22 protein-coding genes are annotated in these 26,436 nt (G+C 70.2%); 16 read left to right on the forward strand and 6 right to left on the reverse strand.

What is annotated here, in order from left to right; genetic code table 11:
* Positions 1–31 precede the first annotated feature (31 nt).
* Both ASF53_RS14995 and ASF53_RS15000 read right to left on the reverse strand, forming a co-directional pair.
* Positions 32–4,756: a malectin domain-containing carbohydrate-binding protein gene (locus tag ASF53_RS14995; protein WP_056200188.1), complete on the reverse strand. Its 4,725-nt coding sequence runs from the start codon at positions 4,754–4,756 to the stop codon at positions 32–34.
* 457 nt (positions 4,757–5,213) lie between these two features.
* Entirely contained in the window at positions 5,214–5,405 is a 192-nt protein-coding gene (locus ASF53_RS15000; protein ID WP_056199783.1) for a hypothetical protein, read from the reverse strand.
* 647 nt (positions 5,406–6,052) lie between these two features.
* On the opposite strand from ASF53_RS15000, the gene ASF53_RS15005 reads away from it, so the two are divergent.
* From ASF53_RS15005 to ASF53_RS15030, 6 genes are all read left to right on the forward strand, one after another.
* Positions 6,053–6,331 carry a hypothetical protein gene (locus ASF53_RS15005; RefSeq protein WP_056199786.1) on the forward strand — a complete coding sequence of 93 codons (279 nt, stop codon included), beginning with the start codon at positions 6,053–6,055 and terminating at the stop codon, positions 6,329–6,331.
* A gap of 242 nt (positions 6,332–6,573) precedes the next feature.
* On the forward strand, positions 6,574–8,928 hold the full coding sequence (locus tag ASF53_RS15010) for a TonB-dependent siderophore receptor (RefSeq protein ID WP_056199789.1): 2,355 nt from the start codon (positions 6,574–6,576) through the stop codon (positions 8,926–8,928).
* A 10-nt stretch (positions 8,929–8,938) separates the two neighbouring features.
* On the forward strand, positions 8,939–9,241 hold the full coding sequence (locus tag ASF53_RS15015; protein ID WP_056199792.1) for a hypothetical protein: 303 nt from the start codon (positions 8,939–8,941) through the stop codon (positions 9,239–9,241).
* Positions 9,238–10,830, forward strand: coding sequence for a PepSY-associated TM helix domain-containing protein (locus tag ASF53_RS15020; protein ID WP_056199795.1), 1,593 nt, complete (start codon positions 9,238–9,240; stop codon positions 10,828–10,830). The genes ASF53_RS15015 and ASF53_RS15020 overlap by 4 nt, the downstream gene beginning before the upstream one ends.
* Positions 10,827–11,174, forward strand: a complete 348-nt coding sequence (locus ASF53_RS15025; RefSeq protein ID WP_056199799.1) for a DUF3325 domain-containing protein — start codon at positions 10,827–10,829, stop codon at positions 11,172–11,174. Before ASF53_RS15020 ends, ASF53_RS15025 begins: the two co-directional genes overlap by 4 nt.
* A gap of 4 nt (positions 11,175–11,178) precedes the next feature.
* Positions 11,179–11,472, forward strand: a complete 294-nt coding sequence (locus ASF53_RS15030) for a hypothetical protein (protein WP_056199801.1) — start codon at positions 11,179–11,181, stop codon at positions 11,470–11,472.
* Positions 11,473–11,487: 15 nt separating this feature from the next.
* Here ASF53_RS15030 and ASF53_RS15035 read toward each other — a convergent pair whose 3' ends face one another.
* Positions 11,488–12,108 carry a thermonuclease family protein gene (locus ASF53_RS15035; RefSeq protein ID WP_056199804.1) on the reverse strand — a complete coding sequence of 207 codons (621 nt, stop codon included), beginning with the start codon at positions 12,106–12,108 and terminating at the stop codon, positions 11,488–11,490.
* Between the two features lie 157 nt (positions 12,109–12,265).
* Between ASF53_RS15035 and ASF53_RS15040 the strand changes: the two genes are divergently transcribed.
* From ASF53_RS15040 to ASF53_RS15050, 3 genes are read left to right on the forward strand one after another with little or no spacing between them, the layout of a single operon-like run.
* Positions 12,266–12,598, forward strand: coding sequence for a PepSY domain-containing protein (locus ASF53_RS15040; RefSeq protein WP_056199807.1), 333 nt, complete (start codon positions 12,266–12,268; stop codon positions 12,596–12,598).
* A gap of 36 nt (positions 12,599–12,634) precedes the next feature.
* The gene (locus ASF53_RS15045) at positions 12,635–13,300 is read left to right on the forward strand and encodes a response regulator transcription factor (protein ID WP_056199809.1); all 666 of its coding nucleotides are present in this window, start codon (positions 12,635–12,637) and stop codon (positions 13,298–13,300) included.
* Positions 13,297–14,643: a sensor histidine kinase gene (locus ASF53_RS15050; protein WP_056199813.1), complete on the forward strand. Its 1,347-nt coding sequence runs from the start codon at positions 13,297–13,299 to the stop codon at positions 14,641–14,643. The genes ASF53_RS15045 and ASF53_RS15050 overlap by 4 nt, the downstream gene beginning before the upstream one ends.
* A 22-nt stretch (positions 14,644–14,665) precedes the next feature.
* Here ASF53_RS15050 and ASF53_RS15055 read toward each other — a convergent pair whose 3' ends face one another.
* Positions 14,666–15,052 carry a response regulator gene (locus tag ASF53_RS15055; protein ID WP_056199817.1) on the reverse strand — a complete coding sequence of 129 codons (387 nt, stop codon included), beginning with the start codon at positions 15,050–15,052 and terminating at the stop codon, positions 14,666–14,668.
* Between the two features lie 416 nt (positions 15,053–15,468).
* Between ASF53_RS15055 and kaiC the strand changes: the two genes are divergently transcribed.
* From kaiC to ASF53_RS15080, 4 genes are read left to right on the forward strand one after another with little or no spacing between them, the layout of a single operon-like run.
* Positions 15,469–17,196, forward strand: coding sequence for a circadian clock protein KaiC (gene kaiC / locus ASF53_RS15065; RefSeq protein ID WP_056199823.1), 1,728 nt, complete (start codon positions 15,469–15,471; stop codon positions 17,194–17,196).
* The gene (locus ASF53_RS15070; protein ID WP_056199825.1) at positions 17,193–17,570 is read left to right on the forward strand and encodes a circadian clock KaiB family protein; all 378 of its coding nucleotides are present in this window, start codon (positions 17,193–17,195) and stop codon (positions 17,568–17,570) included. Before kaiC ends, ASF53_RS15070 begins: the two co-directional genes overlap by 4 nt.
* Positions 17,567–17,902 (forward strand): circadian clock KaiB family protein, encoded by a 336-nt coding sequence (locus ASF53_RS15075; protein ID WP_056199828.1) that lies wholly within the window; start codon positions 17,567–17,569, stop codon positions 17,900–17,902. Before ASF53_RS15070 ends, ASF53_RS15075 begins: the two co-directional genes overlap by 4 nt.
* Positions 17,892–19,655 carry an ATP-binding protein gene (locus tag ASF53_RS15080; RefSeq protein ID WP_056199832.1) on the forward strand — a complete coding sequence of 588 codons (1,764 nt, stop codon included), beginning with the start codon at positions 17,892–17,894 and terminating at the stop codon, positions 19,653–19,655. The genes ASF53_RS15075 and ASF53_RS15080 overlap by 11 nt, the downstream gene beginning before the upstream one ends.
* Before the next feature lie 159 nt (positions 19,656–19,814).
* On the opposite strand, the gene ASF53_RS15085 is transcribed toward ASF53_RS15080, so the two are convergent.
* Positions 19,815–20,810 carry an L-threonylcarbamoyladenylate synthase gene (locus ASF53_RS15085; RefSeq protein WP_056199835.1) on the reverse strand — a complete coding sequence of 332 codons (996 nt, stop codon included), beginning with the start codon at positions 20,808–20,810 and terminating at the stop codon, positions 19,815–19,817.
* Between the two features lie 109 nt (positions 20,811–20,919).
* On the opposite strand from ASF53_RS15085, the gene ASF53_RS15090 reads away from it, so the two are divergent.
* Complete coding sequence (locus ASF53_RS15090; protein ID WP_056199838.1) at positions 20,920–22,683, forward strand: acyl-CoA dehydrogenase; 1,764 nt, start codon at positions 20,920–20,922, stop codon at positions 22,681–22,683.
* A gap of 4 nt (positions 22,684–22,687) precedes the next feature.
* On the opposite strand, the gene ASF53_RS15095 is transcribed toward ASF53_RS15090, so the two are convergent.
* A complete protein-coding gene (locus tag ASF53_RS15095) occupies positions 22,688–23,350 on the reverse strand; it encodes a TetR/AcrR family transcriptional regulator (RefSeq protein ID WP_056199842.1) in 663 nt (220 codons plus the stop codon).
* Positions 23,351–23,490: 140 nt separating this feature from the next.
* On the opposite strand from ASF53_RS15095, the gene ASF53_RS15100 reads away from it, so the two are divergent.
* The gene (locus ASF53_RS15100; RefSeq protein WP_056199844.1) at positions 23,491–24,696 is read left to right on the forward strand and encodes an HlyD family secretion protein; all 1,206 of its coding nucleotides are present in this window, start codon (positions 23,491–23,493) and stop codon (positions 24,694–24,696) included.
* 123 nt (positions 24,697–24,819) lie between these two features.
* Positions 24,820–26,397 carry a DHA2 family efflux MFS transporter permease subunit gene (locus tag ASF53_RS15105; RefSeq protein ID WP_056199847.1) on the forward strand — a complete coding sequence of 526 codons (1,578 nt, stop codon included), beginning with the start codon at positions 24,820–24,822 and terminating at the stop codon, positions 26,395–26,397.
* The last annotated feature ends 39 nt before the right edge of the window (positions 26,398–26,436 follow it).

Raw genomic sequence — 26,436 nt, forward strand, 5'->3', positions numbered from 1 at the left:
GCCGGAAGAGAAACCGAGACGGGATCAATTTCTAGGCCAACAGGCCGTCCTGAACCGAGGCGGGATTGACCTTCCACACCTCGATCGCCGCCACGGTCGGATTCTCGGCCGCCCCCTGCCAGAAGGCGAGGTCGAGCGTCCCGTCGGTGACCGAGACCGTCCGCGTCAGGGTCGTCGCGGTCGCCCCCGCCGCAGCCGCCGCCCAGATGTCGTAATTGGTGATCGTGGTGCCCTCGATGCCGATATGGAACTGGCGCTGGCCCGCCCCGCTGAGGCCGCTCGGATCGTCGGGCTGGTTGTAGATCTCGGCAAAGTGCAGGATCACCTCGTAGGAGCCGGAGGCCAGCGCGCTGCCGTTCGCGTTCTTGATGGCGTAGCCGAAGCGGCCGTCGTCGGCATCCGTGGTCGAGGCGCTGGCCCAGCCGAAGCGCTGGTTCTGGTAGAGTGCGTCGTCGGTGGTGCCGGCGATCGGATCGACGTCGGAATAGGTCGCGTTCCCGTCCTGGCCGGCGACGTAGAAGCGGTGGGGGGCGGCCGCCGTGTCGGCCTCGAACACCGTTCCGTCTGCACGGGTATGCGCCGCCCCGCCGGAATTGATGGCCATGACGAGGGTGTCGCCACCGGGCGTCACGTCGATGGTGAAAGGGTGCGAGGTGGCGGCGTTGGTGTTGGCCGACGGGCTTGCGTCGGCGATCTCGCCGGCCTTGACGGTCGCGGTGTATGAGCCGTCGGCCCAGCCGCTCGCCGGGGCAGCGACGAGGTAGGTGGCGGTGGCCGAGGTCGCGCTGGTCGCCACCTTCGATTGCAAGCTGATCGCCCCGGCCGCACCGGCTCCCGTCACCGCGAGGTCGGCGGCGGTGATGCTGGCGAGGTTGATGCCCGAGGCGTCGTTGTAGACCACCGTCACGCTGGCCCCACCCGTGCCGGAGGCAGGACCGTCGACGGTGAAGGCGCCGATGCTCGGTCCGGTCGTGTCGGTGCTCCCCGTGGCCTGCCGTACGATGATGCCGCTGAGCTTGGCGTTGTCGATGCCGTTGGCAAATTGCAGGTCGAGCGTGCCGTTGGCACCCGCCGTGATCGGGCCTGAGACGTAGGCGTAGGGCGTGTTGAAGCTGCCGGTCCGGGCCAGGATATCGAGGTCGTTGAGGACGGTCTGGCCCTCCAGCGACACATCAAAGACCCGCTGGCCCGGGTTGCTCCACCACAGCTCGCCGAAGCGCAGCTCGACCGTATAGGCCTGGCTCGCGCTGGCCACGGGGATGGCGTAGCTGAAATTGCCGTAGCGCTCGGTCTGGTAGACGGTGTTGGTGAAGACCGATTGCAGGCCATTGCCGCCGGTGCCGTCGATGAAGGTGGCGCCGCCGGTGAAGTATTGGTCGGCCGAGAAGCTGATCCCGTCCTGGATTAGCGCCCCGCCGCCCGCATTGATCGCCGCGACGATCCCGCCCGCGCTGCTGGTCTGGACCGAGAAGAGCTGCGAGGCCGCGAGGTTGGTGTTGGCCGCCGGGCTGGCGTCAGACACCTCACCGGTCTTGACGGTGGCGGTGTACTGGCCGTTGGTCCAGCCCCCGGTGGGGGCGGCGACGATGTAGGTGGCGGTGGCCGAGGTCGCGCTGGTGCTCGTCTTGGATTGCAGCGTGATCGCCCCGACCGCGCCGGGCCCCGTCACCGCGATGTCGGCGGCAGTGATGCTGGCGAGGTTGATGCCCGACGCGTCGTTATAGACCACCGTGACGCTCGCGCTCGCGTCACCCGCCACGGGTGCCTGGACCGTGAACGGCCCCACCGTCGGCTTGGTCATATCGGCGCCGCCGCCCCCGCTCGCTTGGCGCACGACGATGCCGCTGAGCTTGGCGTTGTCGATGCCGTTGGCGAATTGCAGGTCGAGCGTGCCGTTGGCGCCCGCCGTGATCGGGCCCGAGACGTAGGTGTAGGGCGTGTTGAAGCTACCGGTCTGGGCCAGGATGTCGAGGTCGTTGAGGATGGTCTGGCCTTCGAGCGTGACGTCGAACACGCGCTGGCCCGGATTGCTCCACCAGAGTTCGCCGAAGCGCAGCTCGACCGTATAGGCCTGGCTCGTGCTGGCCACGGGGATGGCGTAGCTGAAATTGCCGTAGCGCTCGGTCTGGTAGACGGTGTTGGTGAAGGCCGCTTGCAGGCCGTTGCCGCCCGCGCCGTCGATGAAGGTGGCGCCGCCGGTGAAGTACTGGTCGGCCGAGAAGCCGATCCCGTCCTGCGTCAGCGCCGCGCCGCCGGCATTGATCGCGGCGACGACCGGGTTCGTCGTGCCCGATTTGGCGGTGGTGGTGATGGTAATCCCGTCGAAATCGGCGGTGAAAGCCTCGCCGTCGTTGGAGGTGGCGAGCAGGCCCACCGCCATCCCGCTGGCCTTGCCGCCGACGGTGTAATCGCCCTGGATCGCCTTCAGCAGCGCGCTGCCGCTCGCCACGCTCAGGCTGGTGCCGGCGGTAAACGCGGTGTTCGCGTCGGTGGCGGAAGAGACCGCCCCGGTGCCGAAGCGCCAGTAGGGCGTGACCGTGTTGGCCTCGAGATTGACCGCGAGGCGCAGCTGCACCCAGCTCGCGCTCGTCGCGCTCAGGAGCGCGTTGTTGGTGACAGCACTGGTCTGGGCGACGCCGAGATTCTCCATCGAGGTCTCGAAGATCGCGCTGGTATACTTGCCCCCCGCGCTCTCGCCGCGCCCGCCGAGCACCAGCTTGATGAAGTTATCCTGGTCGCCCGTGCCGATCTGCAGGCCGGCCGAGGGGAAGCCGCCATTGCTGGTGGCGTTCGGAATCCAGTTCGCCATCGTCATGGTGACGTTGGCGCTCGCCACGCTGTCATCGAAGGTGACGCCGGCCTGGAGCGCGTCCTTGAGGGTGTTGTTGCCCTCGGTGAAGTCGCCCTCCTGCACGTTCTTCAACTGGATGACGCCGCCCGCGCCGCCCGCGATGATGTTGGCCGAGGTGTAGAGGCCGCCATCGAGGAACGGGTCGAGCCCGTTGATCATCGCGCCGGTGAGCCCGCTGCCGCCGAAGGTGCCGGGGATCGAGCCGGATTCGAAGTTGAACACGATCGTTTCGCCGCCCGAGATCACGTCGGTGCCCGCGGTGCCGTTGTCGGGGTCGAGGGCGAAGGGGTCGAGCGTGTTGTTGATCCCGTCGCCGTCGAGATCGAGGTTCTGCGGGTTGGTGGGGCCCGGGGTCAGCACCTTGATGTTGCCGTCGGCCAGCGTCGTGACCCAGACGGTGCCCGCGAACGGCTTGCCGTCGCCGACCGCGTCGATGCCGAGCGGGGCGCCACCGCCCATCGGCACGACCTGCTTGTCCGCCGCCACGATCTGGCCCGCGGCGCCGAGGGCGGTGTCGACCCCGCCCGAGGCGTTGCGCGGGATGATGTGGAGATAGCCTGCGAGATCGGTGACGAGGATCGCGCCCTTGATGCTCGTGGTGCCGCCATCGGCCGTCGCCCAGGTGGTCGAGGCGGTGTATTCGGCCAGCCCGTTGAGCGAGCCCTGGCCGGTATCGAGCGCCCCGTCGCTGATGCCGCCCTCGAAGAACACGCTCTCGCGCGGGTCGGCGGTGCCGGCCGGGATCACCGAGTCGAAATCGGCGGGCAGGCCGGCGCTGCCGTGGGGCAGGAAGGTCGCCCCGGTCACGCCCGCCCCCGGCGTCAGCAGCCAGCCGGCTTGGCCCCCCACGGCCCGCACGAGATTGGGGTGGCCGCCGTAATAGCCCTCCCCCGTGATCTCGTGGAGCTGGTCGTAGTTGAGCCGCTTGGTGCCGCCGTCGAGATCGGGCGTGTTGACCGGGATCTGGTTCTGGTTGGTCACGACGTTGCCGCTGGCATCCGACGGGCGCCCGCCCCAACCGTTGTTGGCACCGTTGTCGTAGGTGAACATCTTGCCGTCGGAGGTCAGCAGCACGTCGTAGGCGTTGCGGTAGCCGGGCGAGTAGATCTGCACCGGGCTGTCGGCGGTGATCTTGGCCATGTTGAACCCGTCGCGTCCGCCGAACGGGCCGCTGACATCCGAGCCGTCCGGATTCTCGTTGCCGGCCGTCCCGTTATTGGGGCGGTAGGGGTCGTCGAGGGTCGGCAGGTCGTAGAGATAGGGGTTGAGGCCGCTTGCGTTCTTCAGCGTCATGGCGTCGAGCGCCGTGAGATCGACCTTGAGCACGGCGGCCGCGTAGGCGAATTCCGGCAGGCCGGCGAAGTTGTTGGAGGGCGCGCCGGCATTGGTGTTGCCGCCCACCGCCAGGTAGAGCGTCTTGCCGTCGGATGAGATCGCCATGCCGTTGGCGGAGTGGTTCTCCTCCGAGCGGGGCAGGCCGCGCACGAGATCGACCTTCTTCCACGTATCGGTCGCGGAATCGAAGGTGAGGCGCGAAAGGATCGAGGAATTGGTGTCGAGATTGGTGTCCTCGCCGCCATTGCCGGCGCCGATGCGCGGGTCGCTCGACGTGACGTAGAGGACGGGGTTGTCGGCGGTGCCGGTGACGACGATGCCGGTGACTTGCCGCTCCTTCAGGGCCGCATTGAGCGCGCCGTCGTCGTTGTGGTTCGGCAGGTTGAGGATGAGGTCGATCGATTCCGTGTTGGTGACGACGTAGCCGTTGCCCTCCTGCGCGACCGTCAGGGCCTTGATGCTGCCGAACCGCTCGGCGACGTAGAGGCGCCCATCCGGCCCCCATTGCAGAGCCGAGGCCAGCCCCGAGTAACCGGCAAGTGTTGACTGAGAAAACGTGACGTCGGCCATGGTCATCCCCCGTGCGCCAGACTTGAGATCCGACTCAGCATCGGATTCAACATTTGACTTGGGGCAGACCGTATCCGCGCCCGATCCGGGCTTCATGCGCGCAGCGGTATTCCACGGCGCTCTTCCGGGCTAGGGCGCACTCCACCGAAGTGGATGCCAGTTCAGCGAAAGAGCAGAACTCGGAACAAGGAGTAAGAGGCGCTTTCGATCGCATCCTGCCCGGCGCGGAGCATTTGGGTATCGCCTCGCCGAACGTGCGCTGGACGATGCGTCCGGGCTTTTCGGGGGCGGCCCCGGATTCGAAGCGTTTGCCGCGGTGTCCGCCTCTTCGATGTCGGCATTCGCCTCGGGGATCGAGCCGTCACCGGCGGAGGAATGCGCGAGCTGGAACCACCGAGCGCGGGCCGATCTCGCACCCGAGGCGGACGGGCCGCCTCTTCGCGCGGCCGGCATGGGCTCAGATGTAGTGGCGGTAGACGATGGAGCGGGTCGTCTCGTCGCTATCGCCGTCGCGGTCGGCATCCGCTGGCCGGCCGGCCGAGAGGCCGATCACCGAAACGAGCGCGAGCGGAATCACCTTCGGCGAGAGGCGCACGATCGCGCGCGCTGCGGAGGCCAGGCGGCCCGTGAACCGAAGCAGAATCGTCATGCGCAGGATCTCCCTTCGCCGGCACGCGGGCCACGATGCCCCATCGGTGATGCCGCTTTGTGTCGGAAATCGGCAGGACGTCGCATCGGAGCGCCGCCGCCCGATCGAGCGGGCGGCGATGCCGTGCGTCAGGACGCGGGACGAAGACGCCCGAACATCCAGGCGCCGAACGCAAGAGCCCCCACGGGAGCCATCAGAAGAGCCATCACGGTCAACAGGCTTGTCATAGGGTCGGCCTCCCTCGCCGAATTGGTTCGCCTCCCGATCCGTCGAGATCGTGGAACCGTTGCCCGCCCCTAGCATGAAATATGGTTCAGGTCTTTGGCGCATTCGATCACTATTGCGCAAGGCTGTGTGACACAGAGCGGGCCAGACCCGTCGCTCCGTCACGGCATCCCGCATCGATTGCGCTCAAACCGCCGAAAGCGCCTTGCGACGAAATCGACGCCGGACCGGCGAAAGAAAGCGTGTTGAAACAAAGGGCTAGAGACACCATCCTGATGCCATCAGGTCGGATGCGGCCTCGTCGGGCCGGACGGCCGTCAGCCGGGACAGGGTGCGAAACTCGGCCCCCGCCCCAATTTGGCACAGAACACGTTGGCATCCCGCTCGCACCGGAGGGCGGAGTCGTATCGAATGAGCCGTCGATGTTTCCCAAACTCGTCGGAGCCGCCGCGCTCCTCGCGGCCGGGTCCGTGCTTCTTCATAGCTGGGATGCGCCGCGCTGGGCGATCACGGCTTTGTGCGTGATCGGCACCCTTGCGGCCGTGCTGTCCCTCGCTCCCGCCCTGGAACAGCCGATCGCTCCGGACGCGGTGACGCCCGCCCCCGAGGCGCTGAAAGGCCCGGCGCCGGTCTTCGAAGGCATCTGGGATCCGGTCCATCGCCGGCAACTCCTGGGCGAAGGGGACCGAACCGGCCTGTAGCGCCGCGTCCCGAGCCTGTTGTCCGAGCCAGCGCAACCGATGCCGAACCGCAACAGGACTGGAAAATATCAGATAGTAAAAACGGTTGCGCACAAACAGAATCGAGCGTTCAAGTATTTGTATTTATAACAGTTATAAAACATAGATCTTGCATGCATCATTCGGTGTTTGTCATACGCGGGGCACAACTCGTTGTGCCTCCTTGGGTTTTTATAACCTGAGTTAAAAGCGTACCGGAAAAGATGTTCGAAGATCGCGCCGTTTACGCTTGGCCGGCTCCGCGTGCGGGCTGGATCTCGCGCCTGCTTGCCTCGACCTTCCTGTCGGGAACGGCCCTGTTCGGCCTCGCCGGGCCGGGCCTCGCCCAGGAGGCGGCGGGCGCCGTCGAACTGTCCGAGCTGAGCGTCACCGGCGAGGGCCGCGGCGCCACGCTCGGCGGCGCGCTGTACGGCCCCGGCGGCGCCTCGGGCGCGGTGCCGGGCTATGTCGCCAGCCGCAGCACCGTCGCGACCAAGACCGACACGCCGATCCTGGAGACGGCCCAGTCGATCTCCGTCATCGGCCGCAAGCAGATCGAGGATCAGAACGCGCTCAGCATCAACCAGGCGCTGCGCTACACCCCGAGCGTCACCACGGAGCAGCGCGGCGGCGCCGGCTCGACCCGCCTGGAGCAGTTCCTGATCCGCGGCTTCAACGCACCGGTCTTCCTCGACGGCATGGCGCTGGTCGCAGGGCGCGACGCCAACGCCACGATCGATCCCTATCGGCTGGAGCGCATCGACGTCATCAAGGGCCCGGCCTCGGTCCTCTACGGACAGTCGGGCCCGGGCGGCATCGTCAACCTCGTGTCGAAGGTGCCGCAATTTGTCCGGCACGGCGAGGTCTTCGTCCAGGGCGGCGGCTTCAGCGAGGTGCGCGGCGGCGTCGATGTCGGCGGCCCGATCCCGTCCGACGTGCCCTGGCTCGCCGACCAGTTCGCCTACCGCATCGTCGGCTTCGGCTGGAACGGCGACGGCCCCGTGGACACGACGCGGGTCGAGCGCGCGCTGATCAACCCGAGCCTGTCATGGCGCCCCTCCGCCGACACCCAGCTCACGATCATCGGCAATTACCAGCGCGATCCGTTCTCGGGCTTCTACGGCGGCTTCCCGGCGGTGGGCACGGTGTTCCCGCGCAATTTCGGCAACGGCGTCATCGGCCGCCTGCCGGTGAACTTCTACGACGGCGACCGCGGCATCGAGCGCTCGGACCGGACCCAGGCCTCGATCGAGTACCTGTTCGACCACCGCTTCAGCGAGAACCTGCGCTTCCACTCGGCCGGGCGCTACCTGCGCACCCAGGGCGATTACCGCAGCGTCTACAGCGCCTTCAATCCCCGCAACGGGCCGTTCGCCTTCGGTCCGCTGCTCCCCCGCGCCGTGATCGGCACCAACGTGGCGGCGGAAGCCTACACGATGGACAGCAACTTCGTCGCCAACTTCGACACCGGCTTCATCGCCCACACCGCGCTGCTCGGCGTCGATCACCGGACCTTCAGCACCCGGACGAGCGGCTCCCCGTTCCCGGACGCGCCGGACCTGAACGTGCTGACGCCGAACTACAACATGAACATCGCGTTCCCGGCCTTCAACACCGTCTCGCGGGTCGATGCGCAGCAGACCGGCGTGTACTTCCAAGATCAAATGAAGTTCGACCGCCTCGTGCTGACGCTGGGCGGACGCTACGACGTCGCCCGCCAGACCGGGCCGACCCGCTCCTTCGCCGCGAACGGCACCAGCACCCTGACACTCCAGAACGCGCCAGCCGATGCCTTCACCGGCCGGGCGAGCCTGCTCTACCTGTTCGATTCGGGCGTGGCGCCGTACGTGTCCTATAGTCAGGCCTTCGAGCCGATCGTCGCGGGCCGCGTGTTCGACCCGGCCTTCGGCACGGTCGGCCGCGTGCCCGATCCGCAATTGAGCGACCAGTACGAGGCCGGCATCAAGTACCAGCCGCCCGGCACCGACATCCTGCTCACCGCCGCCTTCTTCGACATCCGCCAGTCGAACCGCACGACTGCGGACCCGACGCGCCAGGGCTTCGTCGTGCAGACCGGTCAGGTCGGCGTGCAGGGCATGGAGTTCGAGGCGCGGGTGAACCTGACCGAGGGCGTCACCCTGGTCGGCGGCTTCTCGCTCCTCGACATCCGCAACGTGCGGGACGACGGCCGAACCGCCAACGACCTGACCCCCGGCCAGACGGTGCCGCTCCAGGGCCGCAGCCCGGTTCTGGTGCCGGATTCCACCGCCTCGCTTCTGGCGACCTACCGCTTCAGCGAGGGGCCGCTCCTCGGCCTGGAGGTCGGCGGCGGCGTGCGCTACCTCGGGCCGTCCTGGGGCGATGCCGCCAACACCTTCAAAGTGCCAGCCAGCGTGCTCGTCGACGCCACGCTCAACTATGAGCTGAAGTACCTCGACGCGACGCTCCAGGGCTTCTCGATGCAGGTCAACGCCACCAACCTCCTCGACGAACAATATGTCAGCGGCTGCAACGGCTATACGAGTTGCTATTACGGCCTGCCGCAGACCGTCTATGCAACCCTGCGCTACCGCTGGTAGGAGGCGGCGCATGGCGGCACAGGGTAGAACGACGGCGCTTGAGCGGGCCTCCGTGGCCGGAAGGGTCGTGCTGGCGGCGGGCGGCGGCTACGGGATCGCCGCGCTCGCCACCGCGCTCCTGTCGCTGACCCTGCCGATGGCGCGCTCCGAGGCGGTGGCGACGGCGACCCTGCTCAGCTTCGCCGTGATGGCGGGCATCGTCGTCATCGTCTTCGCGTCGCGCACGCTGCTGCGGGCGCTCCTCACCGTGGCCGGCACGGCCCTCGTGCTCGGCGCCCTCCTCTGGTTGGCGATGGGAGGATCCACGCCATGAAGGGAAGCTTCCGCCAATCGATGGCGTGGCTGCACACATGGTCCGGCCTGATCGTCGGCTGGGTGCTGTTCGCGATCTTCGTCACCGGCACCGCGAGCTATTACCGGCCGGACATCTCCCGCTGGATGCGACCCGAATTCACGCAGGCCGAGCCGGTGGAGGCGGCCGCCCTCGGGGCCGCGGCCGAGCATGCGGTGGCCTATCTCGGCCAGCACGCGACCAAGGCGCGGACGTGGTTCGTCGGCCTGCCGCAGCCGGACAGGCCGGTGCTCGACCTGTTCTGGCGCGCCCGTCCCGGTGAGCGTCCGGGCCATGTCCTGCTCGATCCGCGCACCGGAACGGAAGCCAGCGTGCGGGACACGCAGGGCGGCGACTTCCTCTACCGCTTCCATTTCGAGCTGCACATGCCGCCGCTCTGGGGGCGCTGGGTCGTCGGCCTCTGCGCGATGATCATGCTGGTGGCGCTGATCTCCGGCATCGTCACCCATAAGCGGATCTTTGCCGACTTCTTCACCTTCCGCCGGGACAAGGCACCCCGGCGCAGTTGGCTCGACGCGCACAACGTCACCGGCGTGCTGGCGCTGCCGTTCCACGTGATGATCACCTATACCGGGATCGTCACCCTCGCGACGTTCTACATGCCCTGGGGCGTGAACACCGCCTACAAGGGCAACACCCAGACCTTCTTCACCGAGGCCAACTGGATCACGACGCCGCGCCCGCCGGCAAAGCAGGCCGCCCCGCTCGCGCCGCTCGGGCCGATCGTGGAGCAGGCGGTCGCGGCCCGGCCGGAGCCGCTGGAGCGGCTCATGATCGTCAATCCGGGCGACGCCAACGCCACCGTGGTCGCGGTGTTCGAGGAGCCGCACGGCCTCTCGCACGAGCATCCGCAGATCGCCTTCGACGGGGTGAGCGGCGCGATCCTCGAAGTCCGCGACGGCGGCCTCAAGCCCGCGGCCAAGACCTTCACGGTGATGACCGGCCTGCACGAGGCGCATTTTGCCGGCACCCTGCTGCGGCTGGTGTTCTTCCTGTGCGGAATCATGGGCTGCGCCATGGTCGCGACCGGCGTCGTGCTCTGGTCGCTGGCCCGCCTGCCGAAGGCGGGGGAGCGGCCCTTCTTCGGCCTGCGGCTGGTCCAGGCGCTGAATGTCGGCAGCATCGCCGGCCTGCCGGCGGCCATCGCCTGCTTCTTCATCGCCAACCGGCTCCTGCCCCTCGGTCTCGCCGGGCGCGAGGATTGGGAGATCCGCGTCTTCTTCGGCACCTGGATCGTCGCGGCCCTGGTGCCGCTCGTCCGTCCGCAGCGCCGGGCGTGGTGCGAGGGTCTGGCCGCCGTGTCGGTGCTTTGCCTTGCCGTGGTCGCGGCCGACATCCTGACGATCCCCGACCACCCCCTGCGGCTGGGCGGCGGTGACCCGATCTTCGTATGGTTCGACGGGGCGATGCTGCTGCTGGCAGCCCTGTTCGCCGTCGCCGCCCGCAAGATCCTGCGCTACGAGGCGCCCAAACGCGCTGCGAAGCCAGCCACGGTTCCCGCCTCCCCCGCCCGCCGGCCCGCGCGGCGCCCCGAGCCGACCCACGCATGACGCCTCTCGTCCTGGCCGTGAATCTGTCCCTGAGCTTTGCCGCGCTCGCCGCCCTCTGCCTGAGTCTCAACCGGCACCATGCGGAGGTCTTCGACCGCAAGGCGGAACGGGCGGCGGTCTTGCGCCTGCGCCTGTTCGGCTGGGGCGCCATCGCGCTGTCCCTCCTCGTTGCCGGATTGTGGGAGGGCTGGGCGTTCGGCCCCGTGCAGTGGATCGGCGCGCTCACCGGCGCGGCGCTCGGGCTGGTGCTGCTCCTGTCCTACCGGCCGCGCTACGTCGCCCCCGCCGCGCTCGCCGCGCTCGTCGCGGCGGCCCTGCCGCTCGCGGTTCTCGCCGTCGCCTGAGCCGATGGCCCCGCTCCCGCCCCGTGAGGCGCTCGCCCTCGCAAGCCGCCTGCTCACCGCACACGGCTTTCGCGAAACCGCCCGCAACGAGCGCGGCGACAGCCTCTATCTCGCCCGCAGCGAGGGGCCGGAGCGGCTGCGCCTGTCGAACCACGCCCGCACCCCGAAGCAGCGGCGGGTCCATCCGGAGGTGATGGCGAGCCTCGTGATCCGCGCGCCGAAGACGGAAGCGCAGGTCGCCGCCCTGGTGGAAGCCGCCCTGCGCGACTTCGCCGGCGGGCTCGCCCGGCGCGGGTGATGCCGCGATCACGCCTCAGAGCGAGACGCTGGCGCGGCGCATCCGGCGCCGGTCGGCGGGGATCTCGAACACGCCCGACCACAGCCCGACACGGCGCCCCCAGGCGCGCCGGTCCTGAGCCTCGTAGGCGGCCGGCGCGCTGCGGTCGGCGATGGCGTAGCCGTTGGCGACCATCCAGGCGGCGAGGTCCTCGCCGTCCCGACGGCAAAGGGCGGTCGCGCTGCCATCCGCCTCGCGCAGCTCGCAGGTGACGCTCTCCCCGCCAATCCGCGCCGTCAGCGCCGCGGCGGCGGCGCGGCCGCAGGCATAGTCGCGCTCGTGCCCGTCGGAACAGGTCTGGTCGAGGTCGGGCGCATCCATGCCGTAGAGCCGCAGGCGCCGGCCGCCGAGGTCGAGGGTCGCGCCGTCGATCACCGTGGCGGGGCCGCTCACGGTCCGGGGCGCCGGCTCGCCCGCGTGGGCCGGCGGGGCCTGGAGACCGGCGAGCAGCGCCAGAGCGGGAACGAGGAGTGCCACCAGCAGGCGCCGGGTGCCCGGCCCGTCCGGGGGGCGATCGTCGTGGGATCGGGCCGGGCTGGCGATGGTGCCGGCGAGGCAGGCGGCGTAGATCAGCAGGATGGTGGCGGTGAGCGACATCGAGAGGGGTCTTTCGGGAAGAGGGTGGTCGGCGCCGCTGCGCCGTCGATGCCGCCTTCTCGCAAACCCCGCTTCGCGCGAGCCTGACGCCGCCTGTCAGCCTCGCGTCAGCCGGGCTTGGGCATATCCGCGTCGCACCGCATCCCGGCTCCGTCCCATGCCGCCTCTCCTGCTCCGCCCGCTCCTCCTCGCGCTCGTCGCGCTGATCCCGACGCTCGGTGCCGTGAATCTTGGCGCCACCCCTGCGCGGGCCGACGACGACGGCGAGCGGGCGCGGCGGGCCTTGGAGCGGGGCGAGATCCGCCCCCTCGACGCCGTGCTCGCCGCCGCCCGCGCCGCCGTGCCGGGGGACGTGGTGGCGCTCGACCTGAAGCGCGACGACGGGCGCTGGCTCTACAAGCTGCGCATCCTCGGCACCGACGGGCGCCGCCGCGACGTGAAGATCGATGCCAGCTCCCTCAAGCTCCTCGACGTGGACGACGATGATTGAGGCCTGCGCGCGTCCGGGGGCGCCAAGGGACATGCCATGCGCATCCTCGTCGTAGAGGACGGGCCGCGCATCGCGGCCGATATCAGAGAGGGCCTGGAGCGGGCCGGCTACGTCGCCGAGATCGTCGGCGACGGCGAGGCGGCGTGGTTCCGGGCCGAGACCGAGACCTACGACGCCATGGTGCTCGACCTCGGCCTGCCGCGCCTCGACGGCCTCGGCGTGCTGCGCCGCCTGCGCGGGGCCGACGTCGCCCTGCCGGTGCTGATCCTCACCGCCCGCGACGGCTGGCGCGAGCGGGTCGAGGGGATCGATGCGGGCGCCGACGACTACCTCGTCAAGCCGTTCCGGATGGAGGAGCTGGTGGCGCGGCTTCGCGCCATCCTGCGCCGCACCGCCGGCCACGCCTCCCCCGTCCTGCGGGCGGGCGCGGTCGAACTCGACACCCGCACCCGCGCCGTCTCGGTGGCGGGCCGCGAGACCGACCTCACCGCGCTGGAATACCGCCTGCTCGCCTTCCTGCTCCACCGCCAGGGGCAGGTCGTGGCGGCGGGCGAGCTGCTCGACCATCTCCACGGCAGCGACCGCGACCGCGAGGCCAACGCGTTGGAGGCCCTGCTGACCCGGCTGCGGCGCAAGCTCGGCCCCGGCATCATCGAGACCCGCCGCGGCCACGGCTACCTCGTGCCGTCCGATCCGCCGTGAACAGCGGCTCGCTGCGCCTGCGGCTCGGGCTCGCCGCCGCCGGGCTGATCGCCCTGGCGCTGGTGCTGGCCGGGATCGGGCTGACGCTGATCTTCGACCAGGTGCTCGACGCCCGCACCGCCGACGGCCTCGACCGGACCGCCAAGCTCATCGCCGGGCAGGTCGCCCTGGCGCCGGACGGAGCTCCGACCCTGCCGCGCGAGCCGCCGGATTCGCGCTTCTCGACGCCCTATGGCGGCCTTTACTGGCAGGTTGAGCGTGCCGGCGGCACCGCACTGCGCTCGCGCTCGCTCTGGGACCGCAGCCTCGGCACGCTTCCCGACACCTCCGAGGAGCCGGCGGTCGGCGACCTCGCCGGGCCGGATGGCGGCCGGCTTATCGCCGTGACCCGGCGCGTCACGATTCCGGGCAACGGCGCTCCGGTGGCGCTCGCCGTCACGGTGGCGGAGGATCGCCGCGACCTCGCACAGAGCCGCGCCACCTTCCTTCGCCTGCTGGTGCCTTCGCTCGGCGCGCTGTTCGCGGCGCTGACGCTGGCCATGTCGCTGTTCGTGCGCCGGGCGCTGGCGCCGTTCCGAACCCTGCGGGCGGATCTCGCCGCGATCCATGCCGGGAGACAGGCGCGACTGCCCGAGACATTCCCCGAGGAGGTGCGCCCGCTGGTGGCCGACCTCAACCGCCTGCTCGACGCGCAGGAGCGCGACCTGGAGCGGGCCCGCACGGGTGCGGGCGACATGGCCCACGGCCTCAAGACCCCGCTCGCGGTGCTCGATGCCCTGGCCCGCCGCACGGAGACCGTCGACCCTGCGCTCGCGGCGGAGATCGCCGAGCAGGCGCAGGCCATGGGCCGGCAGGTCGAGCGCACGCTGGCCCGGGCGCGGGCTGCCTCGGGGGGCCTGCGGCGGCGTGCCTGCCCGGTCGCCCCGGCCACGGCGCGGATCGTCGGGGCCCTGAAGCGGCTGCCCGAGGGGGAAGCCCTGCGCTGGGAGATCGCAATCCCGGAAAACCTGGCCTTTCCCGGCGACGAGGGCGACCTCACCGAGATCCTCGGCAACCTCCTCGACAATGCCCGCAAATGGGCCCACCGCCGCATCCGCGTCTCGGGGCGCGCGGCGGGCGGCGAACATGGTCTGGTGCTGGAGGATGACGGCCCCGGTATGAGCGCGGCGGCGATCGCCGGCATCGCCCGCGGCCGGCGCTGGGACGAGACCCGGCCGGGCACCGGGTTCGGCATCGCCATCGCCCGTGACCTCGCGGAGGGCGTCGGCGCGCGGATGCATCTCAGCCGCTCCGAACTCGGCGGCCTGCGGGTGGAGCTGCGCTGGCCGGTTCCGGCGGCCTGAGACCGGCGCCGGGTCGATGCCGTCAGGCGGCCTGGCCGAGGGCGCCGAGCAGGTCGGAGCGGCAATAGGGCTTCGGCAGGAAGCCGGCATCCGGCAGGTCGTCGGCCCGCGGCCGGACCCGGCCCGAGGTGACGACGAGGCGGATATGCGGCCAGCGTGCCCGCACCCGCGCCGCCAGCGTCAGCCCGTCCATCGAGCCCGGCATGTCGATGTCGGTGAACAGGGCGCCGAAGGCCTGCGCCCTCCCCTCGAGGAGTTGCAGAGCCGCGTCGGCGTCCGGCGCCTCGGCCACCGGCAGGCCGGCATCCTCCAGCATGTCCACGGCCACCATGCGCACGAAACACTCATCCTCGACGACGAGGATGCGGGGCGCGGAGGACGGATCGGTCGGCTCGAACAGACAGGTCATCGGCGGGGGACGGGCTGCTGAGGGTTGAGGGGAAGCGGCCTTCGTCAAAGTGTCCGCGCGGCGATTGGTTTCAGCGGAGCCGCAGAAGATTCGAAGAAATATCAAGCCTGAATCATGGCTCGACGCGCCGGCCGGGCGCTCGCTGGGCCGTGTATTGCCACCCCCTGGCCTTTGCATTACGGGAGCCGGGAATCGGGTGTTCGAGGCCCGCCATGACGCCTTGATGACGACGCCCTTGCCTCACGACGCCTCCGTCCCCTCCCGTCGGCGCCTGCGCCCGGCGCCGCTGCCGGCGCCCATTCCCTTCCTCGTGTCCCGGCTGCGGCGTTCCCCCATGACGATCCTGCGCCTGGACCACGGACCGGACGGGTTGCCCCCGATGACGGCCAGAGAAGAAACCGTCTTGGAGACCTGCCTTGGCGTCTGAACCCGCGAGCCCGCCCGAAGGCACTCCCAAGAGCCCTTCCACGGGCGCTCCCGCAGTCGCGAAGGTCGCCACCGGCATCGACGGCTTCGATACCATCACCTTCGGCGGCCTGCCGAAGGGGCGGCCCTCGCTGGTCTGCGGTGCGGCCGGCTGCGGCAAGACGCTGTTCGCCACCACCTTCCTCGTCAACGGCGCGACCCGCTTCGGCGAGCCCGGCGTGTTCATGAGCTTCGAGGAGCGCGCCGAGGATCTCGTCGCCAACGTCGCCTCCCTCGGCTACGACCTCGACGGGCTGGTGGCGCAGGGCAAGCTCGCCATCGACCACGTCCGCGTCGAGCGCAGCGAGATCGAGGAGACCGGCGAGTACGACCTCGAAGGGCTGTTCATCCGGCTCGGCTTCGCGGTGGATTCGATCGGCGCCAAGCGCATCGTGCTCGACACGATCGAGACCCTGTTCGCGGGCTTCTCCGACGAGACGGTGCTGCGGGCCGAGCTGCGCCGGCTGTTCGGCTGGATCAAGGACCGGGGCCTGACGGCGATCATCACCGGCGAGCGCGGCGACGGCCAGCTCACCCGCCAGGGGATGGAGGAATACGTCTCCGACTGCGTGGTGCTGCTCGACAACCGCGTCGAGGACCAGATCACCACCCGGCGCCTGCGCGTGGTGAAGTATCGCGGCTCGGCCCACGGCACCAACGAGTACCCGTTCCTGATCGATGCCGAGGGCATCAGCGTCCTGCCGGTCACCGCGGCCGACCTCGACTACACCATCGCCGAGGGCGTGGCCTCCACCGGCATCCCCGGCCTCGACGCGATGCTCGAACCCGGCGGCTTCCACCGCGGCACGAGCATCCTCGTCTCGGGCGAGTCCGGCACCGGCAAGACCATGATCACGTCGAGCATGATCGGCGCGGCCTGCGCGCGCGGCGAGCGCTGCATGTCCTTCGTGTTCGAGGAGAGCGGCGACCAGATCATCCGCAACGCCCGCTCGATCGGCCTCGACCTCGCCCGCCATGTCGAGGCGGGCCTGCTGCGGTTCGAGGCGGCGCGCCCGAGCCTCTACGGCCTGGAGATGCATCTGGCGCGCATGCACCGGGACATCGACCGCTTCGCGCCCTCCGTGGTGGTGGTCGATCCGCTCTCGGCGCTGCGCGGCCCGCCGGCCGAGCTTCAGGCGACGATGCTGCGCATGGTCGACATGCTGAAGAGCCGCGGCATCACCGCCATCTTCACCAGCCTGCGCGAGGACGGCAGCCTCGACCACGACAGCAACTTCGGCGTCTCCTCGCTGATGGATGCCTGGATCAAGCTCCTCAACGTCGAGGCCAACGGGGAGCGCTCGCGCACGCTCTACGTCATCAAGGCCCGCGGCATGCGCCACTCGAACCAAGTGCGCGAGTTCAGCATGTCGGGCGACGGCATCGCCCTCGTCGAGGCCTATATCGGCCCGGCGGGCGTGCTGACTGGCACCGCCCGCATCGTGCAGGAGGCGGAGGAAGCCGCCGCCGTTCTGCGCCGCGAGCAGGAGAGCCGCCGCCGCCGACGCGAGGCGGAGCGGCGGCGCCACTCGCTGGAGCGCCAGATCGACGAATTGCGCGCCACCCTGGAAGCCGCGGCGGAGGAAGAGGCGGTGCTGTTGAGCGAGGACGAGATGCGCGAAGCGATGCTGACGAGCGAGCGGCGCATCCTCTCGACCCGCCGGGGAGGCACCCAATGAACGGTTCCGAACCCACCGAGGACGGGCTCGACACCGACGCCGCCGGCATGGCGGAGGAGGACCGTTACCACCTGCGCCTCTACGTCGCCGGCCAGACCTCCAAGTCGCTGACCGCGATGGCCAACCTCAAGCGTTTCTGCGAGGAGCACTTGGCCGGCCATTACGACATCGAGGTCATCGACCTGATGAAGAACCCGCAGCTCGCGGCCGGCGACCAGATCCTGGCGATCCCGACCCTGGTGCGCCGCCTGCCCGCGCCGCTCAAGCGCATCATCGGCGACCTGTCCAACACCGAGAAGGTGCTGGTCGGCCTCGATATCCGGCCCCAGAACCTCCCAGAAAAGAATCCCGCAGCGAAGGCGGACGGCGTTTGAGCAGCGGGGACATCACGGACCACGGGGAGGCGGGGCGCACCCGGCTGCGCCTCTACGTCGCCGGCACCTCGCCGCGCTCGACCCGCAGCATCGAGAGCGTACGCCGCCTGTGCGAGCATCGGCTCGGGGGTGCGTGCGACCTCGAAGTGGTCGACATCTACCAGCAAGCGGCGCTCGCGGGCGAAGACGGCGTGGTCGCGGCGCCGACCCTGGTGCGGCTCTCCCCCCTCCCCGCCCGACGCATCACCGGCGATCTGAGCGACGAGCGGCATGTCCTCGACGGGCTTGGACTCGGCGCGCTTGGACTCGGCGGGGCCGCCGATGAGCACTGAGCCCGACGCCACGGCTTTGGACGAGGCGCAGGCGCGCATCCGCGCGCTGGAATCGCGGCTGGAGGAGGTCGAGGACACCCTCGCAGCGATCCGCCGGGGCGATTTCGATGCGATCGTGGTCGAGGGTCCGGGCGGCGAGCGGCTGGTCTACACCCTGGAGAATGCCGACCGGCCCTACCGGGTGCTGATCGAGCAGATCCAGGAGGGCGCCTTCACCCTCGGGCCGGACGGGACGCTGCTCTACTGCAACCGCCGGCTCGCCGAGACCCTGGGCACCCCGCAGGAGCGCCTGATCGGCCAGCCCTTCGCGCGTTTCGCCGCCGGGGGTCAGGACGCGGCGCTCGCCGCCCTGATCGCGCAGGCGGCGCGGATGCCGGCCCGCGGCGAGATCGCCCTGTGCGACGAGGCGGGGGTCGAGCGCCCGGCCTACCTGTCGCTGAGCCGGCTCGACGGCGACGGCGACACCCTGCTCCTGTGCGGTGTGATCACCGACCTCACGGCGGAGCGCCTGCGCCTGCACGAACTCGCCGAGGCGAACGAGCGCCTGCGCGCCGAGGTGGCCGAGCGCGAGCGGATCGAGGAGGCGTTGCGCCAGAGCCAGAAGATGGAGGCGGTGGGCCAGCTCACCGGCGGCGTCGCGCACGACTTCAACAACCTGCTCACCGTCATCAAATCCTCCACCGACCTGCTCAAGCGCCCCGATCTCGCCGAGGAGCGCCGCCGCCGCTACGTCGATGCCATCTCCGACACGGTGGCCCGCGCGGCCAAGCTGACCGGCCAACTCCTCGCCTTCGCCCGGCGCCAAGCCTTGAAGCCCGAAGTGTTCGATGCGGGCCGCGGCGTCGCGTCGGTGGCCGACATGGTCGGCACGCTCACCGGGGCGCGCATCCAGGTGAAGACGCTGATCGAGCCGTGTTTCGACGCGGCGGGCGAGCCCTTCGCCTGCCTCGTGGAAGCCGATCCGAGCCAGTTCGACACGGCGCTCGTCAACATGGTCGTCAACGCCCGCGATGCCATGGACGGCGAGGGCACGCTCACTATCCGGGTCGGCCATGCCGGGCAGATCCCGGCTCTGCGCACCCATCCGGCGGTGCCCGGCGACTTCGTGGCGGTGGCGATCTCCGACACGGGCACGGGCATCGCGCCGGCCGACCTGTCGCGGATCTTCGAGCCGTTCTTCACCACGAAGGGCGTCGGCCAGGGCACCGGGCTCGGCCTCTCCCAGGTGTTCGGCTTCGCCAAGCAATCGGGCGGCGACATCGCGGTGGAGAGCGTGCTGGGACAGGGCACGACCTTCACACTGTTCCTGCCGCGGGCCAAGGTCGCCCCGACCCTGGTCGAGTCCGCCGACGAGCCCGAGCCGCTGGCCCCCGGCCACGGCACCTGCGTGCTGCTGGTGGAGGACAACCGCGAGGTCGGCGCCTTCGCGACGCAAGCGCTCGCCGAACTCGGCTACGGCACCGTCTGGGCGATGGATGGGGAGCAGGCGCTGGCCGAACTCGACCGGACGCCGGAGCGCTTCGACGTGGTGTTCACCGATGTGGTGATGCCCGGTATGAACGGCGTCGAACTTGCCCGCACGATCCTGGGGCGGACACCGAGCATGCCGATCGTGCTCTCCTCCGGCTACAGCCACGTGCTGGCCGAGGACGGGCGCCACGGCTTCCCGCTGCTGCACAAGCCCTATTCGGTGGAAGATCTCTCGCGCATCCTGCGCCGGGCGATCCAGCGGCGCAGCGCGCGGGCCCGGTGAGGTGTCCCTGAGCCCACAGCGGCTTACGCTGCGGGCAAGAAAAAAGGCTCGGATTGCTCCGAGCCTTGAAGGGAAAAGGCCATTGGGGGCTGAACTGGCCTTCGTGATCGGATAATGCGCCGGAGGCCGTCTGGTTCCGCAAAAAAGTTCAACGAAAAATCATGCCGGTTGCGGCGCGGCCGCCCGGCGCAGGCGGTCGTTGATCGCCTCGCCCAGCCCCTCCTCCGGCACCGGGACGACGGCGATGGTCGGCGCGCCCGAGGCGTCGAGCCGGCGCAGGGCCCCGAACAGCCGCGCGGCAGCCTCCGCCGGATCGCCGCGCGCGCTCAGGGATTCGACCGCCGCCGCCTCTTCCAGCCCGGCCGGGCGGAAGGCGCCGAACAGCAAGGCCGCCTCACCGGGTTCGATGCGGATCGCGTCGAGCCGCACCCCGGCCCGCGGCGCGTAGTGCGAGGCGAGCAGGCCGGGCCCCACCGGCCGCGAGCCCGGATCACCGGCGGCCTCGGGGGCAAAGCCCAGCACGGCGGCGAGGGCCTCCCGCGTCACCCCGCCGGGGCGGAGCAGCCGGGGCGGCCCGCCGAGGCAGGCGACCACGGTGGACTCGACCCCGACCGGACATCCCCCCCCGTCGAGCACCGCCGCGATGCGCCCGTCGAGATCGGTCAGCACATGATCGGCGCTGGTGGGGCTCACCCGTCCGGAGCGGTTGGCCGAGGGCGCCGCCACCGGCCGCCCGACCCGTTCCAGCAGCGCACGGGCGATGGCGTGGGCCGGCACGCGGAGCGCCACGGAGTCGAGCCCGGCCCGAGCGAGATCGCAGACCGAGCCGCCGGGTGCCGCCGGCACCACCAGGGTCAGCGGCCCCGGCCAGAATTTTTTCGCGAGGCGGAGGGCGGCTTCGTCGAACACGCCCTCGGCCAACGCAGCCTCGGGCGTCGCAACATGGGCGATCAGCGGGTTGAAGCGCGGGCGGCCCTTGGCCGCATAGATCGCGGCCACCGCCTCCGGGTCGGTGGCGTCGGCCCCGAGCCCGTAGACCGTCTCCGTCGGCAGGGCGACGAGGCGCCCCGTCCGGATCAGGTCGGCCGCCCGCGCGAGGCCGCTGACGTCGGCGGTCAAGCGTAGCGTGGGGATGGTTGACGGTGGGGCGTCCATGGCGGAGTGGATGCGAGGAAGAACGGCCGGCCGTAGACCCTTCGGCCGCAAGCCGTCAAACGGGATCGCCGCCCCCGGAACGCGCGGCGGGAGGAGCGGTGTACCGGTCATGAGCTATCGCGCGCCCGTAGAGGAGATGGCCTTCACCCTCCGCCACGTCGCGGGGCTCGACGCCGTGCTGGCGCAGAGCGGAGCCGAGATCGGCCCGGACGATGCGGTCGCCATCCTCGAAGAGGCGGGCCGGCTCGCCGGCAACGTCATCGCCCCGCTCAACCGGGTCGGGGACCGCCACGGCACGCCGTTCTCGGACGGCCGCGTCACCACCGCGCCGGGCTGGGCGTCAGCCTACCGCGCCTTCGTCGAGGGCGGCTGGAACGGCGTGCTCGCCGCACCCGATTACGGGGGGCAGGGCCTGCCGCACCTGATCGCCGCCGCCTGCACCGAGATGTGGAACGGGGCCAACCTCGCCTTCGGCCTGTGCCCGCTACTGACCGCCGGCGGCGTCGAGGCGCTAGCCGCCCACGGCTCCGATGACCTGAAGAGCCGCTACCTCGAAAAGCTCGTTTCCGGCGAGTGGACCGCGACCATGAACCTGACCGAGCCGCAGGCGGGCTCGGACCTCTCGGCCCTGCGCACCCGCGCCGAGCCGAACGGCGACGGCAGCTACCGGATCACCGGCGCCAAGATCTACATCACCTATGGCGAGCACGACCTTGCCGACAACATCTGCCACCTCGTGCTCGCCCGCCTCAAGGACGCGCCGGCCGGCACCCGCGGCATCTCGCTGTTCCTCGTGCCGAAGGTGCTGCCGGACGGGAGCCGCAACGACCTGCGGTGTTCGGGTATCGAGCACAAGCTCGGCATCCACGCCTCGCCGACCTGCTCCATGGCCTTCGGTGACGCGGGCGGCGCGACCGGCTGGCTGATCGGCGAGGAGAACCGGGGCCTGGCCTGCATGTTCACGATGATGAACTCGGCCCGGCTCAATGTCGGGCTGCAGGGCGTGGGCGTGGCGGAAGCCGCCTATCAGAAGGCGCTCAATTATGCCCGCGAGCGCCGCCAGGGCCGGGCGCCGGGCGCGTCGGAGCCGGTCAGCGCCATCGTGGCCCATGCCGACATCCAGCGCACGCTGCTGACGATGAAGGCCTACACGGCGGCCTCCCGCGGCATCTGCTACCTCACCGCGCAAGCGCTCGACGCCGCTGATGGACCCGAGGGCAAGGCGGCGCATGACCGTGCCTCGCTGCTGACGCCGGTGGCCAAAGCCTTCTCCACCGACATCGCCAACGAGGTGACCTCGCTCGGCGTCCAGGTCCATGGCGGCATGGGCTTCGTCGAGGAGACGGGGGCGGCCCAGCTCATGCGCGATGCCCGCATCCTCGGCATCTACGAGGGCACCAACGGCATCCAGGCGATCGACCTCGTCACCCGCAAGCTGCCGCTGAACGGCGGCGCCACGGTCGGCGCCCAGATCGCTTCGATGCGGCGGGTGACGGAGGGGCTGCTGAAGGACGGCGCGCCCGGCTTCGGCCATGCGGCGGCACGCCTGCGCGAGGGCATCGGCAGCCTCGACCGGACGACGAGCTTCCTGCTCAAGGCGCTCGCCTCGAACCGCCCGCAGGAGGCGCTTCCCGGCGCGACGCCGTATCTGCGCCTGTTCGGCCTGGTTCAGGGGGCGGCCTGCCTCGCGACGGCGGGGCTGGCTGCGAGCACGGCCGTGAAGGCCGGCGAGACCGATCCGGCCCACGCGGCACGGATCGCGCTCGCCCGCTTCTTCGCCGAGAACCTGCTGCCGGCGGCGGGCGGCCTGGAGCAGTCGATTCTCTCGGGGGGCGACTTCGCCGACGATCCCGCCTTCGCGCTCGCGGGGTGAGCGGTTACACCGCCGCGTCCGGCCCGTAGCCCGCATAGAAGACCCGCACGGCTTCCGAGACCCGGTGCCGGATCTCGGCCTCCTCCGGCGCCGTGCCTGCGTTGAACAGCAGCCGCGTCAGCATTCCCGCTTGGCAGAGCTGGAGAAAGTGCTTGGCGGCGAGATCGGTGTCGTCGGCGCGCAGGCGCCCGGCGGCGACCTGGGCGTCGATATAGGCTTTCAGCCGCGCGACCCCGCAGGCCGGGCCGGCCTCGTAGAAGGCCTGCCCGAACCGGGGAAATTTCTCGCAGGCGCCCATCACCATGCGGATGATCGAGACGTGCTCGGGCCGCGCCATCGTCATGAGGTAACTGATCCCGAGCCGCGTCAGCACGGCGCGCACATCCGGGTCGTCCTCGTCGAGCCGGAACAGGTTCTCGGCCAATTCCGACTTCGCCTCGGTGGTCAGAGTCTCGAACAGCGCCTCCTTGCTATCGAAATAGACGTAGAGCGTGCCCTTCGAGACGTTCGCGGTCTTGGCGATCTCGCCCATGCTGGCCCCGTCGAAGCCGGAGGCCATGAACACCTGGCGCGCGCCCTCCAAGATTTGCCGGCGCTTGTCGCTCTCGCCCGATGAGGTTGCTTGCGGGGCCGCCTGCCCCCGCTCCTGTATCGCTGCGCCCGCCATCGCCTGACCCACTTACCCCAACTCGTCTACATTGACCGAACCGTTCAGTCAGTGCTAGCTAGCCTTCGAATGAGGGCGGCGTCAACTCGACCCGTCGAATGACCGAACGGTTCGGTCAATGCATGTCTGGGATGTCAGTCATGTCGCTGCGTGAGGATTCCGGCCGGTCCGAGGCCGCCCTTGAGACCGCCGAGGAGGAGCGGGCCGAGGCCGGCCGGGCGCCGGCCCTGCGCCCCGCCCCTGCCGCCGAGCCGGTGCCGCCCTCCCCCGCCAAGCCGAGCCGGCCGCTGCGGCGTGCGGTTTTGGGCCTCGTGCTCTGCGCAGCTCTCGGCGGCGGCGCCTATGCCGGCTGGGATTGGTGGACGGTCGGGCGCTTCTTCGTCAGCACCGACGACGCCTACGTGCAGGCGGACATCTCGGTGCTCGCCGCCAAGGTATCGGGCTATCTGGCGGCGGTGCCGGTGGTGAACGGACAGGCGGTGAAGCGGGGCGACGTGATCGCCCGGCTCGACGACGGCGATTACCGCCTCGCCCTGAAGGCCGCGGAGGACAAGCTCGCCACCCAGAAGAGCACCATCGCCCGTGTCGGCCGGCAGGCCGAGGCGGCGCAGGCGCAGGTGTTGCAGAGCGCGGCACAGATCGATGCCGCGAAGGCCGACGCCGTGCGGGCCGGCGCCGACTACGCCCGGGCCACGGGGATGCAGGCGGACTACGTCGCCCGGTCCCGCCTCGATGGGGTCAAGGCCGACCGCGACCGCACCGAGGCGGCGGTGAAGTCGGCCGAGGCCGCCCTCGTGGCCGCGCGGGCCAATGTCGAAGTGCTGCGGGCGCAGACGCGCGAGGCCGAGAACCTCGCCGCGGAGCTGCGCACCGCCGCCGACCGCGCGCGGCGCGACCTCGATTTCGCGGTGATCCGCGCCCCATTCGATGGCGTCGTCGGCAACAAGGCGGTGGAGGCCGGCGCCTACGTCTCGCCGGGCTCGCGCATCGCCGCCCTGGTGCCGCTCCAGAGCGTGCGGGTCGATGCGAACTTCAAGGAGACGCAGCTCGCCCGCGTCCGGCCCGGCCAGGAGGTCCATATCCACGTGGATGCCTATCCCGACCGCGACATCGTCGGCACGGTGGAGGCGCTCTCGCCCGCCTCCGGCTCGGTCTTCAGCCTGCTGCCGCCGGACAACGCCACCGGCAACTTCACCAAGATCGTCCAGCGCCTGCCCGTGCGCGTCCACGTCCCCGAGGATATCGCCCGCGAAGGCCTGCTGCGCCCCGGCCTCTCGGTGGTGGTGCGAGTCGAAACCCGCGAGGGCGCCGACGCGCCGGTGCAGCGGCTCGCCGCCCGGCCCTGATCGCCTCCGGCCGCCTCGAACCGTCCCTCCCCACCCCCTCATCCTGAGGTGCCCGCGTAGCGGGCCTCGAAGGATGAGGGTGAGACGGGGATGACCCCACCAAGATACGGATCGAGGCGCCCCATGGCCGCCACCGCGACCCTCGCCGCCAGCCCTGCCGCCGACCCGCCCATCGACCGCCGCCGCATGGTGGCGTTCCTATGCATGGTGTTCGGGATGTTCATGGCGATCCTCGACATCCAGATCGTCTCGGCCTCGCTCAACGAGATCCAGGCCGGCCTCTCCGCCTCTGGCGACGAGATCCCCTGGGTGCAGACGAGCTACCTCATCGCCGAGGTGATCTCGATCCCGCTCTCGGGCACCCTGTCGCGGGTGCTCTCGACGCGCTGGATGTTCTCGGTCTCGGCCGCCGGCTTCACGCTGATGAGCCTGATGTGCGCCACCTCCTCGTCGATCGGCGAGATGATCCTCTGGCGCGCGCTCCAGGGCTTCATCGGCGGCGGCATGATCCCGACGGTGTTCGCTGCGGCCTTCACGATCTTTCCGCCCTCGAAGCGCTCCATCGTCTCGCCGATGATCGGCCTCGTGGCGACGCTGGCGCCGACCATCGGCCCGACCATCGGCGGCTACCTCACCGACCTGTTCTCCTGGCACTGGCTGTTCCTCATCAACATCGTGCCGGGCATCTTCGTCGCGATCTCGACCTTCCTCCTGATCGATTTCGACCGGCCGAACCTCGACCTGCTCAAGTCCTTCGACTGGGCCGGGCTCGCCTTCATGGCCGGTTTCCTCGGCTGCCTTGAATACGTGCTGGAGGAGGGCCCGAACCACGACTGGCTGCAGGACGAGGCGGTGCTCGTCTGCGCCATCGTCTGCGCCGTGTCGGCGGTGCTGTTCTTCGCCCGCGTCTTCACCGCGCGCCAGCCGATCGTCGATCTACGGGCCTTCTCCGATCGCAACTTCGCCGCCGGCTGCGTCTTCAGCTTCGTGATGGGCATCGGCCTCTACGGCCTGACCTACCTCTACCCCGTCTATCTCGCCCGCGTGCGCGGCTACTCGGCCCTGCAGATCGGCGAGACGATGTTCGTCTCAGGCCTGTGCATGTTCGCCACCGCCCCGATTGCCGGAAAACTCTCGGCGAAGCTCGACCCGCGCATCATGATGGCGATGGGATTCTCCGGCTTTGCCGCCGGCACCTGGATCGTCACCGGGCTGACCAAGGATTGGGACTTCTACGAGCTGCTCTGGCCGCAGGTGCTGCGCGGCTGCTCCCTGATGCTGTGCATGATCCCGATCAACAACATCGCGCTCGGCACCCTGCCGCCGGAGCGGATGAAGAACGCCTCGGGCCTGTTCAACCTCACGCGCAACCTTGGCGGCGCAGTCGGCCTGGCGCTGATCAACACCGTGCTCAACGCCCGCTGGGACCTGCATCTCACGCGCCTGCACGAGCGCTTCACCTGGGCCAACAGCGCCGCGCTGGAGCGCCTCGACGCGATGCGGCGCCAGTTCGAGGTGTTCGGGGGTGACGCCAACGGCATGGCGCTGAAGGCGCTCAACAACACCGTTCGGATTCAAGGCTTGGTGATGAGCTTCGAGGACGTGTTCCTCGTCCTCACCGTGCTGTTCCTGGCCATGGCCTGCGGCACGCCGCTGATCCGGCGCCCGCGCGGGGCCGCGCCAGCGGGCGCGGGGCATTGAGGGCGAGCGGGCTGTCCGGCTTCACCTGGATGAGCCGCC

The organism is Methylobacterium sp. Leaf123 (assembly GCF_001423405.1).
In the GTDB taxonomy this organism is placed as follows: domain Bacteria; phylum Pseudomonadota; class Alphaproteobacteria; order Rhizobiales; family Beijerinckiaceae; genus Methylobacterium.

Coding starts and splice junctions, on each gene's coding strand:
- ASF53_RS15005 (WP_056199786.1), top strand. CDS start 6,053: ATGTTTCCCAAACTCGTCGGAGCCGCCGCGCTCCTCGCGGCCGGGTCC.
- ASF53_RS15090 (WP_056199838.1), top strand. CDS start 20,920: ATGAGCTATCGCGCGCCCGTAGAGGAGATGGCCTTCACCCTCCGCCAC.
- ASF53_RS15035 (WP_056199804.1), bottom strand. CDS start 12,108: ATGTCGCTCACCGCCACCATCCTGCTGATCTACGCCGCCTGCCTCGCC.
- ASF53_RS15085 (WP_056199835.1), bottom strand. CDS start 20,810: ATGGACGCCCCACCGTCAACCATCCCCACGCTACGCTTGACCGCCGAC.
- ASF53_RS15105 (WP_056199847.1), top strand. CDS start 24,820: ATGGCCGCCACCGCGACCCTCGCCGCCAGCCCTGCCGCCGACCCGCCC.
- ASF53_RS15100 (WP_056199844.1), top strand. CDS start 23,491: ATGTCGCTGCGTGAGGATTCCGGCCGGTCCGAGGCCGCCCTTGAGACC.
- ASF53_RS15040 (WP_056199807.1), top strand. CDS start 12,266: ATGCCGCCTCTCCTGCTCCGCCCGCTCCTCCTCGCGCTCGTCGCGCTG.
- ASF53_RS15095 (WP_056199842.1), bottom strand. CDS start 23,350: ATGGCGGGCGCAGCGATACAGGAGCGGGGGCAGGCGGCCCCGCAAGCA.
- ASF53_RS15015 (WP_056199792.1), top strand. CDS start 8,939: ATGGCGGCACAGGGTAGAACGACGGCGCTTGAGCGGGCCTCCGTGGCC.
- ASF53_RS14995 (WP_056200188.1), bottom strand. CDS start 4,756: ATGGCCGACGTCACGTTTTCTCAGTCAACACTTGCCGGTTACTCGGGG.
- ASF53_RS15020 (WP_056199795.1), top strand. CDS start 9,238: ATGAAGGGAAGCTTCCGCCAATCGATGGCGTGGCTGCACACATGGTCC.
- ASF53_RS15010 (WP_056199789.1), top strand. CDS start 6,574: ATGTTCGAAGATCGCGCCGTTTACGCTTGGCCGGCTCCGCGTGCGGGC.
- ASF53_RS15080 (WP_056199832.1), top strand. CDS start 17,892: ATGAGCACTGAGCCCGACGCCACGGCTTTGGACGAGGCGCAGGCGCGC.
- ASF53_RS15045 (WP_056199809.1), top strand. CDS start 12,635: ATGCGCATCCTCGTCGTAGAGGACGGGCCGCGCATCGCGGCCGATATC.
- ASF53_RS15030 (WP_056199801.1), top strand. CDS start 11,179: ATGGCCCCGCTCCCGCCCCGTGAGGCGCTCGCCCTCGCAAGCCGCCTG.
- ASF53_RS15025 (WP_056199799.1), top strand. CDS start 10,827: ATGACGCCTCTCGTCCTGGCCGTGAATCTGTCCCTGAGCTTTGCCGCG.
- ASF53_RS15000 (WP_056199783.1), bottom strand. CDS start 5,405: ATGACGATTCTGCTTCGGTTCACGGGCCGCCTGGCCTCCGCAGCGCGC.
- ASF53_RS15055 (WP_056199817.1), bottom strand. CDS start 15,052: ATGACCTGTCTGTTCGAGCCGACCGATCCGTCCTCCGCGCCCCGCATC.
- ASF53_RS15070 (WP_056199825.1), top strand. CDS start 17,193: ATGAACGGTTCCGAACCCACCGAGGACGGGCTCGACACCGACGCCGCC.